This window comes from Paenibacillus sp. P22, from assembly GCF_000469945.2.
Lineage (GTDB): Bacteria > Bacillota > Bacilli > Paenibacillales > Paenibacillaceae > Paenibacillus_O > Paenibacillus_O humicus.
In genome coordinates, this window is record NZ_CBRA020000074.1 from 47,923 (window position 1) to 57,942 (window position 10,020).

Consider the following 10,020-nt stretch of genomic DNA (forward strand, 5'->3'; position numbering starts at 1 on the left):
TTTATTGGGCAGAAGCGCATATTCAGGTTGAATTCAAGAGAAGGAATACCCGGCATAACGAATCGCATTGCGGTGGGCAGCCCATACATCCGGGCTTTCACCGCCCATATACCAGTAGGCGAATCCGGCAGCGCCGCTCTGAAGGGCCAGACTCATTTTGGCCGACAGAGACCGGCTGTCTTCAAGCCAGATCTGATGGCGCACGGTGCCGATGTAGTAGCTCGCAGTGTAGGTCGATAAGCTGGAGCTCCAAGCCGGACGCAAGCCGAGCGATGCCGCGATGCCGTTCTGCTCGGGAAGGCTGAGATCGGCCGATGTCACGATGCCGCTGGCGGCTGTGCTCCAATCCCTCGTATAAAAGGGCAGGCCGAGAATCGTCTTGGCGGCCGGCACGACCGCCTGCAGCTTGCCGAGGCCTCCGGCTACCCAGGGCAGGGAGGCGACGGCTCCGGCATTCTGGCCTCCGCTCCAGTGCTCGTCATACCCCATCAGCACGATGTAATCCGCGGCCGAGCCCAAGGCGGCATAATCAAACGCTTCGGTCCATTCGCTGCCGGTATCCGGCGATACGCTTACGGACAGTACGGCGCCGAATGCATGGAGAGACTTGGCCAGCTCGGAGACGAACTGCGTCATGTTCTGCCGATCCTCGGGAGCGACATTCTCAAAGTCCAGGTTGATGCCGTCCGCTCCGCTCGCTGAGATGCTGGCGGCGAGCTGCTTGACGGCGGCCGAGCGGTTCGCAGACTGGCTCAGCAGGGCGTGCGTATCCGCTTGCCTGGACCGGTTGCCGACCATGACCCATACTTTCTTCCCTTTGGAATGGGCCCACTGCACCAGCTTGGCGTCGGATGAATCGGACGATAAGCCCTTCGGACCGACGAACAGCCATCGGGGCGACAGCGTGTTGATCCCGCTGGACGACGCCTGCTGCTTGAATTGTTCCGTCGTGGAGCTGTACTGCCAGCCCATCTGGACGGGTGCTTCGGGCTCGGTTTCGAACTGCTGCGACCATTCAGCACGGTTCCGGATGCGGTCCAGCAGCACAGCGGCTTCCGCCCTGCTGATCGCCGCCTTGGGGCGGAAGTAGCCCTGATCTCCGGCCATCAGCGACAGCCGGTTCATCTCGAGAACCGATGCTTCGGCCCATGCGGAGATTTGTTGTTGATCCCGATAGATGCTGTCGCCGATGACAGGCGCCCCGCGCTTCAAGGCACGCAGCAGCATGACGGCGGCTTCCTCGCGGGTGACGCTTGCCGCAGGCTCGAACCGGTCCGCGGAACGGCCGCCGATCCAGCCGATATTGACGGCTGCCTGGATCATGGGATAGAAGGCAGAGGAACGGGCGACGTCGCGAAATGCCGGTATGGCGGCCTGTACCGGCTCGAGACCAAGCGTTCTCGCGATCAGGGTCGCAAGCTCGGCTCTCGTAACGCTTCGAGCTGGAGAATAGCGGTCGGCTGAAGTGCCGGACACGATTCCGAGCTTGGCGAGGCGCAGGATGGCGCTCTCCGCATAGCTGCCGGAGACATCCTTGAACGCTGGAGCGGCGGCAGCGGCTTGGGCGGAAGGGAAGAGCGGCGCCGTTAAGGCCGCTCCCAGCAGGAGGAGGGCGCCTTTTCGGGCTAGTCGTCGAATATGTAGGCTCATCATCAGTCTTCAACTCTCTTTCGGGCGGTCTATCACCCATCGTAAACAAAAAGAGAGAGCAGCCCCATGCTTAAATATTGGTAAGGCTGCATGGACGGATTTGCCGTAAACAGGTTGACAGAGTATGATAGAAGCACGATTGGAGTGAAGGAAGCATGAGCAAATCCAAAGGCGGAGGCACCGGCCGGGGTACGGGCAAGAAGGGCTGGAACCGCTGGCAAGCCGGCGCCAAGCGCGCCGCAAGCAAACCGAAGCCGTATGTGAGCAAAGGGCTGCAGAAAAAAGCGGAAGAGGCCAAGACGGCGCGGCTTGCCGCCAAAGCCGAAGCAAACAACCCGGGCAGCAGCTAAGCACAGCCTCAGCACATTTCGGAAGCATTTCGAAAAAAGCTGGGGTTTTTCTTTTGCCCTCCTCCAGCCGATCCGGAAAGGAATGATCCCAATGGAATCCAGCGTAAGCTGTCCTTGGTGCGGAAACGACATGCGGCTTGAACAGCGCGTATGCCCCTCCTGCCTCCACGAGGTGCTGCCTTGGCATTTGGAAGGCATTGAAGAAGACGGAGCGCCGGAGCCGAAATCCCTTTCGGCCTATGCAGGCCTGTTGTCCGCAGAAGAGTCGGGAGACACGGCGAATGACAGCGGGGCGGCCCATGCAGGCTCGCTTTCCGTGGAAGAGATCGAAAGCATGACGCTGGAGGAGCTGCTGGCTGAGAGCTTCGATGCGGCCGCTGCGGCAGCCGCGAATGCTCGGTCAATGAAGCGGCGAAGAACGGGACAGGTCTGAGCCGGCTGTTCGATCTCGATTACATCCACCTGATGTACACAAGCTGTGAGGAGTGCGGGAAAGTCGAGTGGTACGACTCCGAGGTACGCGAAGAAAAACGCCGGAGGAGATGTCGAGATTGCTCGCCAAGCTTTTTCCGACAAGAACAAAGGAGTGACGGGAATGAACCGGCGGAGGTTTCATGAATATGGATTGAAGGTCGGCAGGATGAAAACGGGACCTCTCAACAGCATCGCGGATGTCCCGGGAGTGAGCGCGGGCCATGTCACGCTGCTGTCCGAAGGAGATGATCAGCCGGTCGTACGGACGGGAGTCACCGCTATTCTGCCGCATCAAGGAAATCTGTTCCGGGAGAAGGCCGCTGCGGCATCCTATGTCATCAACGGCTTCGGCAAAACGGCCGGGCTTATCCAGGTCGACGAGCTCGGCACGCTGGAGGGACCGGTCATGCTGACCAATACGTTCGGCGTGTCCGCTGCGGCTGAAGGCGCGCTGCGCTACATGATGGAGCAGGATGACGGAATCGGCGGAGAGGCCGGCTCCATCAACATCGTAACGGGCGAATGCAACGACAGTTATTTGAACGACATGCGCGGCCTGCATGTCCGGCCGGAACATGCGGTTGAAGCGATTCGTCTGGCCAAGGAAGCCTGGGAGCAGAGGAGACCGGTCGGAGAAGGCGCCGTCGGAGCCGGCACCGGCATGGTGTGCTTTGGCTGGAAGGGAGGAATCGGGACCTCTTCGCGAGCCGTCGCTGCGGCGGGCCGCGAATACCATATCGGCGTTCTCGTCTTGACCAACTTCGGCAGCGGCGTCGACCTCTCCATTCTGGGCGAGCCAATCGGACAGCTTCTGGCCAGGAACGAGGCTGACGACCGCAAGGAGGATGGCTCGGTCATCATCGTGGTTGCGACCGATCTGCCGCTCGATTCGCGGCAGCTGAAGCGGGTGGCGAAGCGCGCTGCCTTCGGGCTGGGACGGACCGGCTCGATCGCCCACCACGGCAGCGGCGATATCGTCATCGCCTTCAGCAACGGCATGCTGACGCCCCATGATCCGGAGCAGGATTTGCTTGCCGTGCAAGTCGTCCGCGAAGACGGACCGCTCATCTCCGAATGCTTCCGTGCCGCAGCGGATGCGACGGAGGAAGCGGTCTACAGCTCCTTGTTCGCAGGGACAGATATGAGCGGAAGATCGGGAAGAGAGGTCCATGCGTTTCCCGTCGATAGGGTTATCTGCCGGTTTGAAGCCCGCAGCGCCTTCTGACCGTTCTTGTCCCCGCATAGGCATGAGGCCATACGGGAAAGGACAGCCTAACGGTGCTGTCCTTTTTGGTGTGGAGATCGAGATGGCGATAGGAGATCGGGTTGATTCACCGCTCTCTTCTGCGATCGCCGGTTCTGCATTCCTGCCGGCTTTCAAGCCCATTCCCTAAAAAGGACATATGTCCTTTTCAAATGTATCCCGGATATTGTGTAATGAGGGAGAAAGCGACGAGTACACGAGGGGAAGATACCGATGAAGGGAATTCTGTTCGCCGCAGCAGCGGGCATGTTCATTACGCTGCAGGGAGTAGCCAATTCGAGGATCGGCGCCGCGATCGGCACCTGGCAGGCGGCTGCGCTGACACAGCTGACGGGCTTCGTCGCGGCGCTGCTGCTGCTCGGCCTCTTCCGCCGATCGGCAGGCACTGGACTTCGCGGGGTCAAACCGCTTTACTTGACCGGAGGAGCGATGGGAGCCGTCATCGTCTTCAGCAACGTACAGGCGATCCATGCCATCGGCATTACGATTGCGGCAGCCGTGCTGCTCATCGCGCAGCTCAGCTTGACCTTCCTTATCGACGGCAGAGGCTGGTTCGGCGTCGTGAAGCAAACGATGAGCCTACCCCAGTTTCTCGGCATCGCCATGATGATCAGCGGCGTCCTGATCCTGAGGGTATAATGATAGGACTAAGCATGACGATGGAAGGCGGGAAGGACAACGGAATGAAGCATGAACATCCCGACCGGCAGCTGCTGGATAAATACTTGAAGCTTCATGGCCTCGAAGACGTCTTCGGCAAGCCGCTGCTGCCGCATCTCACCTTGCGCCGGTTCGACCAAGGCGAATTGATCTGCAGCCAGGGAGATGCCGCCGACAGCGTGTATGTGCTGGTTAAGGGCAAGGYGMMGTCTCCGCCAGCGTTATTAAAAGTCGAAGTTGTCGGGATCGGCTCCGAAGCGCTTGTTCTGGTTCAGCCCTTCGATAAGCGCCATGTCCTCATGGGACAGCTCGAAGTCGAATACGTCCGCATTTTCGCGAATCCGCTTCTCGTTCGTCGATTTCGGAATCGTAATGACGCCGTTCTGCAAGTCCCAGCGGAGCACGATCTGCGCCGGCGTCTTGCCGTACTTGTCCGCCAGCTCGTTCAGCTGCGGCAGATCAAGGTTGCCCTGCATCAGCGGGCTCCAGGCTTCCAGCACGATGCCTTGATCCTGGCAGAATTGGCGAAGCTCGGTCTGGGCAAGCAGCGGATGGTATTCCACCTGGTTGACCATCGGCTTGATCTCCGCATCCTGGAGGAGATCCTCCAAGTGATGCACATGGAAGTTGCAGACGCCGATCGCGCGTACTTTGCCGTCCTTGTACAGCTGCTCCAGAGCTCGCCAGGTTTCCTTATACTTGCCTTTGACCGGCCAATGGATCAAATACAGATCGATGATTTCGAGACCGAGCTTGCGGCGGCTCTCTTCGAAAGCGGCAAGCGTGCTGTCGTAGCCCTGCTCCGCGTTCCAGACCTTGGTCGTGATGAACAGCTCGTCGCGCGGCACGGAAACGTCCGCGATCGCACGGCCGACGCCTTCTTCATTGCCGTAGATCTTCGCGGTGTCGATGCTGCGGTAGCCGGCGTTCACGGCATCCTTGATCGCCTGCTCGACCTGGCCTTCCTCCGTGACTTTCCAGACGCCCAGTCCCAGGCGCGGCATGCGCACGCCGTTGTGCAGCTCGGCCGTATCTTGAAGTCCCTGCAGTTGTACCGTCATTCCGAACATCTCCTCCACATCGAATGTTTGCTTTTCGACCCTTTACCCTACTTATTTTACCACCCGGCCCCCTCGTCAAACAAACAAGGCTGGCGAGGGCGGCAAGGAGCCGAAACATGATGTCCGGTTCAATCGATGGGGCAAATGCGTCAGGCAGGCGCAACCTGCTCGGATAAACTCATTCATGGCGAACCTGACAAAAAAACAGGCTCCCGAATCGGGAGCCTGCTTGGCATGGGATCCGGTTTTAGTAGCCCAGATCCGTTTTGGCTTTCGCCCATTTTTTGTTGAGGTCGTCCAGTCCGGCTTTCAGATCCTTGGAGATGAGCAGATCCTGGATGTAGTTGCCCGTGCCGATGCCGATTTGCGCTTTGTTCGCGATTTCCGCGAATTTCGGATCGTTAGGCAGCCCTTCGATGAATGTCGGGTTCGTCGCCTGGAACTCGGCCAGCTGCGGGGATTCCGCTTTTTCCGATTTGATGATCGGCATGAAGCCGGAGTCCTTCACATAACCGGATTCTTTAACGAAGAAGTCGACCCATGCGGTAGCGAGCTCTTTGTTCTTGCTGTTTTTGCTGACGGCGATCATGTAGTCGGAGCCCAGAGGCGCGTTCAGCTTGCCGCTGTTGTCGTAAGGGAACGGCACGAAGCCGATGTCGTCGGAGGAAGCGCCGGCTGCCTCGACTTGCGGAATGACCCAGTTGCCGAGGAAGTACATGGCGGCTTTGCCGCTGGCCACTTCGCCTTTGGACATTTCCCAGTTGTTCGTGTACAGATCTTTCTCCACCCAGCCCTTGCTGATGAATTCACGGCCGATTTGAGCCAGCTGGCCCCATGCGTTGTCCATTTGGAAAGGAGCCGGATCGGCGGCCATTTTGGATGTGAGGTCCGCTTCGCCTGCAACATAGAACGCGGAGCCGTCGCCCCATGTGCCCATCGGCCACTGAGCGCCGAAGTTCATGTAGAGCGGGATGATGCCGGCGTCTTTCAGCTTCTGCGCGTCAGCGTACAGCTCGTCGAGCGTCGTCGGCGCCTTGTCGATGCCGGCTTTCTTGAACGCCTGCTTGTTGTACACGAGGCCTTGCGTATTGACGCCGGTCGTGATGCCGTAGCGCTTGCCTTCGAAGGCGTTGTTGTCTGCGAAGTAGACGTCGTCGAACATCGAATCCGGAAGCGGCTCGAAATACTTCGGATAGTCCGTAGCCGGCATGCCCGCTGGCACCATCAGCACGTCGCCCGTCTCGCCTGTCGTCAGGCGCGTCTTGATATCGGTCGCGTAGTTCGTCAGGCCTTCGAATTCAACCTTCGCATCCGGGTTTTTCTCTTGGAACTTCTTGACGTATTTGTCCATGGTGCCGTCGTTGATGTAGTCGGTGCGGTGCGTCAGCACTTTGAGCGTGCCCTTCAGGCCGCTTGCTTCGCCCGTGCCGCCGGCATTCGTGTTGGATGCCGTTCCCGTATTGGCCGCGCCCGTGTCGCCTGTGTTGCCGGCGTTGCCGCTGTTGTTATTGTTGCCGCATGCGGCAAGCATGGACAGGGAGAGGACGGCTGTCATTGTGACCAAAAGCGGTTTTTTCATGTTTTTTTGCCCCCTAAAATATAGTGTGCGGAATTATGCGGGTTTTGCGTTCTTTGTTTCGAAACCGTTTTCTGTTATCGCTTACATGACCTATTCTAGTCCTTGCGGTCTTGCAAAAAAATGAACTGCGTTTGTTTTTATTGTCATCTCTTATGCTAACGAGATCTTTTTGTTAGCGATTCCAAACGCTCCACCGCTTCCAGGCAGGCGCGGCTGTTATGATAAGGACATTTCCAGGCGCCTACCTTCTGCTGCATGGGATTCGGCACGCCGTCGCGGGTAACCTGCCAATGCCATTCGCCGCCTTCGCGGTCGCTGATCTTCTCCTGGATGAACCGCCAGCTGCGCTGCGAAGCCTCCAGATAACGCTCTTCGCCGGATAGCTGATAAGCGTTCAGATAGCCGACCATCGCCTCGGCCTGCGGCCACCAATCCTTGCTGTCGTCCAGCTTCCCGTTTCCATGCAGCTCGTTGAAAACAGCTCCGTCCGCATCCGTTCCTTCCTCGAGCGTCGCATGCGCCATCGCAAGCGCAGCCTTGTGGACGCGGGCTTCAAGCTCCGGATCTCCGAGCACTTCCGCCGCTTCCCACAGCAGCCAGCTGCCTTCGATATCATGGCCGTAGGAGACGTCGGCGGCCTGCGAATTCCATTCGTCGTCAAAGAACAGCAGGAAATGGCTGCCGCGGCTGTCCAAGATCCGGTCCAGATGCACCTCGATCAGCTCTTTGAGCTTCAAGCGAAGTCCTTCCGGCTTCCAGATCCGGTACAGGTTCGTATAGGCTTCCAATACGTGAAGGTGGGTATTCATGGATTTGCGCTCATTGAGGTCCTTGCCGCTCAGGCTGAGATCGTCCGTTTCGCTCCAATCCCTGGCGAGAGCCTCGATGTAGCCGGTATGGACGGGATCATAGGCGTAACGCTCCAGGAGACGGTAAATCTCCTCGGCGAGTCCAAGCGGCTCGCGATTGCCCGTCGCACGGACATATTCCGCCAGCGCATAAATGACGAAGGCCTGGCCGTAAACCTGCTTTTTATCCTCGGATGGGCTGCCTTCGGGATGGATCATCCAGTAGAAGCCGCCATGCTCCTCGTCCTTGAAGCGGGTCTTCAACTGATCAAGAGCGCGGTCCGCCATGCGCAGATCGTCTTCCTGGCCGTAACGGCGATAGGCAGCTGCGAATGTCCATAGAATGCGGGCGTTCAGCACGAGCGACTTGTGCGCCCCGGGCACGATTTCACCGGCTCCGTTCATCTCGCCGATGAAGCCCCCGTTCGTTTCGTCGAGCGTATGCTCCTTCCAAAAGCCGAGGATGTTCTCCTTCAGCTCCTTTTCCAGCTCTGCGCGCCATTCGGCGTTCATGGATTCAATCATCGTATAGATCCTCCTTCGTGAAAATAGAAGCCTGCGCTTAAACCCGTCCGTAGTAATCCCTCACGACTGCAGCGGCAGGCTTGCCGTACATGCAGTAATCGTCGTTGTCCGCGGCATCCTCTTCGCTGTACAGCCTTGCCGGCCAATCCCAGAGCATGAAGCCGCGCACCCACTCGCGCTTCTCGCAGGCTCCGAACATCGCCTCGTAATAGCTCTTCTGCGCTTCGCCGGACGGAGCTCCGGGAAGCGACCAGTCGTTGGGCCGCAGCGGGGAGCCTTCGCGGCTCGGACAGCCGGCTTCCATGAAGAAGAACGGCTTCCCGTAAGGAGAAACGGCTTCGTGGATGCGGTCGAGATGCTGCTCCCACTCGCCGATCGGATAATAGCCGCTGGAGGAAATGATGTCTACCGCATCCCACCATTTCACGTTGCCCTCCTGGTACTTGTCGCAGTTGTAGGTGATCAGGCCGCCATACACCTTGCGGACTTCGGCGATCAGCGCCCTCCATTCGGCTTCCCGCTTGTCGGTCTGCACCATCTCGCAGCCGATGCAGAGCATCTCGCAGCCTTCCTGCTCGGCGATCTCCGCATAGTGGAGGATGAACTTCCCGTAGGAAGCGAACCACTGGCTCCAGGTCGGCTCGCCGGGGATGTCCATGTCGAAGAAATTGATATGCGCCCTCCAGGTTCCGTCCGCGCAGTTGACTACCGGCTTCATGACCACCTTCATGCCCATTTCCTTCGCCCGGCGGATCGCGGCGCGAACCTCGCCGTCCGTGACGGTCGGCTCCTGCCAGTACGTGATTTCGGTCGATTGCGCCGTCGCCTGCATCGCTCCAAGCGTGATTCCTGCCCAGCCGACGTTCAGCTTGGCCATCTCGTTCATGGAATGCTCGGCCTCGGGGCCTTCCCAGGTCCCTCTTACTCCGGTCCATCCCCAGGTCATGCCGGTAATCATTTCGAGTTCGGGTTTGCTCATTTTGTTGTTCCTCCTCGTAAAAATGCTTAACATCCAACCGATTGGTCGCCATCCCCGCCGGCGTTACTTAAACCACTCGCCGGAGCTACATAAACCATCCAACTAATTCTGGATATTCTCGCTGCGCAATCATGAACATCCAACACAGATTGGCCCTGTCCTCGCCGGCGCTATATAAACCATCCAACTAATTCTGGATTCCCGCTGCGCGATCATGAACATCCAACACAGATCGGCTCTATCCTCGCCGGCGTTACTTAAACCATCCAACTAATTCTGGACTATTCCCGCTGCGCGATGATGAACATCCAACACAGATCGGCCCTATCCTCGCCGGCGTTACTTAAACCATCCAACTAATTCTGGATTCCCGCTTCGCAATCATGAACATCCAACAAATTGTGTACTAGCTTCGCGTTTTCGGCCCATGCTGCGTTCGCCCGGCTTGCTTTCTTATCGTATGATCTCAATCCTGGCAGCTTGGCCGATTGCAGCTCCTGTCGCCCGAGCCTCGCTTGTTATCGGACATACGATCCGTTATTTTGTCGTTTTACTACCTAACCAGCTTGTTATCGGACATGAGATCCGTTATTTCGCCAAAATGAGACCCTACGAGGGTTAAAATCGCTA

Annotated in this window: 10 protein-coding genes and 1 pseudogene; 5 read left to right on the plus strand and 6 right to left on the minus strand. The window is 58.4% G+C overall.

The features are described from left to right. Window positions 1–33: 33 nt before the first annotated feature. Window positions 34–1,653, minus strand: a complete 1,620-nt coding sequence (locus tag BN871_RS12000; RefSeq protein WP_083436404.1) for an S-layer homology domain-containing protein — start codon at window positions 1,651–1,653, stop codon at window positions 34–36. Window positions 1,654–1,805: 152 nt separating this feature from the next. Here BN871_RS12000 and BN871_RS12005 point away from each other — a divergent pair, with 152 nt between their 5' ends. The 5 genes and pseudogenes from BN871_RS12005 (at window position 1,806) to BN871_RS12020 (ending at window position 4,377) form a co-directional block, all read left to right on the plus strand. Next, window positions 1,806–2,000 (plus strand): DUF3934 family protein, encoded by a 195-nt coding sequence (locus BN871_RS12005; protein WP_021881569.1) that lies wholly within the window; start codon window positions 1,806–1,808, stop codon window positions 1,998–2,000. Window positions 2,001–2,091: 91 nt separating this feature from the next. After that, on the plus strand, window positions 2,092–2,433 hold the full coding sequence (locus tag BN871_RS12010) for a hypothetical protein (RefSeq protein WP_021881568.1): 342 nt from the start codon (window positions 2,092–2,094) through the stop codon (window positions 2,431–2,433). Continuing rightward, window positions 2,427–2,618, plus strand: a pseudogene (locus BN871_RS30220) (hypothetical protein); the annotation flags it as partial. The gene BN871_RS12010 and the pseudogene BN871_RS30220, both read left to right, overlap by 7 nt. After that, window positions 2,596–3,699 (plus strand): P1 family peptidase, encoded by a 1,104-nt coding sequence (locus BN871_RS12015; protein ID WP_048746208.1) that lies wholly within the window; start codon window positions 2,596–2,598, stop codon window positions 3,697–3,699. The pseudogene BN871_RS30220 and the gene BN871_RS12015, both read left to right, overlap by 23 nt. A 252-nt stretch (window positions 3,700–3,951) precedes the next feature. Beyond that, window positions 3,952–4,377 (plus strand): DMT family transporter, encoded by a 426-nt coding sequence (locus BN871_RS12020; RefSeq protein ID WP_048746210.1) that lies wholly within the window; start codon window positions 3,952–3,954, stop codon window positions 4,375–4,377. An 8-nt stretch (window positions 4,378–4,385) separates the two neighbouring features. On the opposite strand, the gene BN871_RS27655 is transcribed toward BN871_RS12020, so the two are convergent. From BN871_RS27655 to BN871_RS12040, 5 genes are all read right to left on the minus strand, one after another. Further along, entirely contained in the window at window positions 4,386–4,538 is a 153-nt protein-coding gene (locus BN871_RS27655; RefSeq protein ID WP_157060273.1) for a hypothetical protein, read from the minus strand. 84 nt (window positions 4,539–4,622) lie between these two features. Then, on the minus strand, window positions 4,623–5,459 hold the full coding sequence (locus BN871_RS12025) for an aldo/keto reductase (protein ID WP_157060274.1): 837 nt from the start codon (window positions 5,457–5,459) through the stop codon (window positions 4,623–4,625). Between the two features lie 247 nt (window positions 5,460–5,706). After that, a complete protein-coding gene (locus tag BN871_RS12030; RefSeq protein ID WP_021879007.1) occupies window positions 5,707–7,038 on the minus strand; it encodes an ABC transporter substrate-binding protein in 1,332 nt (443 codons plus the stop codon). A 155-nt stretch (window positions 7,039–7,193) separates the two neighbouring features. After that, window positions 7,194–8,411, minus strand: a complete 1,218-nt coding sequence (locus BN871_RS12035; protein WP_048746212.1) for an AGE family epimerase/isomerase — start codon at window positions 8,409–8,411, stop codon at window positions 7,194–7,196. 37 nt (window positions 8,412–8,448) lie between these two features. After that, window positions 8,449–9,390 carry a glycoside hydrolase family 113 gene (locus BN871_RS12040; RefSeq protein ID WP_048746215.1) on the minus strand — a complete coding sequence of 314 codons (942 nt, stop codon included), beginning with the start codon at window positions 9,388–9,390 and terminating at the stop codon, window positions 8,449–8,451. Window positions 9,391–10,020: the final 630 nt, after the last annotated feature.

Excerpts from the sequence above, each read along its gene's own strand:
- BN871_RS12000 (WP_083436404.1), bottom strand. The coding sequence starts at position 1,653 with ATGATGAGCCTACATATTCGACGACTAGCCCGAAAAGGCGCCCTCCTC.
- BN871_RS12005 (WP_021881569.1), top strand. The coding sequence starts at position 1,806 with ATGAGCAAATCCAAAGGCGGAGGCACCGGCCGGGGTACGGGCAAGAAG.
- BN871_RS12010 (WP_021881568.1), top strand. The coding sequence starts at position 2,092 with ATGGAATCCAGCGTAAGCTGTCCTTGGTGCGGAAACGACATGCGGCTT.
- BN871_RS12015 (WP_048746208.1), top strand. The coding sequence starts at position 2,596 with ATGAACCGGCGGAGGTTTCATGAATATGGATTGAAGGTCGGCAGGATG.
- BN871_RS12020 (WP_048746210.1), top strand. The coding sequence starts at position 3,952 with ATGAAGGGAATTCTGTTCGCCGCAGCAGCGGGCATGTTCATTACGCTG.
- BN871_RS12025 (WP_157060274.1), bottom strand. The coding sequence starts at position 5,459 with ATGACGGTACAACTGCAGGGACTTCAAGATACGGCCGAGCTGCACAAC.
- BN871_RS12030 (WP_021879007.1), bottom strand. The coding sequence starts at position 7,038 with ATGAAAAAACCGCTTTTGGTCACAATGACAGCCGTCCTCTCCCTGTCC.
- BN871_RS12035 (WP_048746212.1), bottom strand. The coding sequence starts at position 8,411 with ATGATTGAATCCATGAACGCCGAATGGCGCGCAGAGCTGGAAAAGGAG.
- BN871_RS12040 (WP_048746215.1), bottom strand. The coding sequence starts at position 9,390 with ATGAGCAAACCCGAACTCGAAATGATTACCGGCATGACCTGGGGATGG.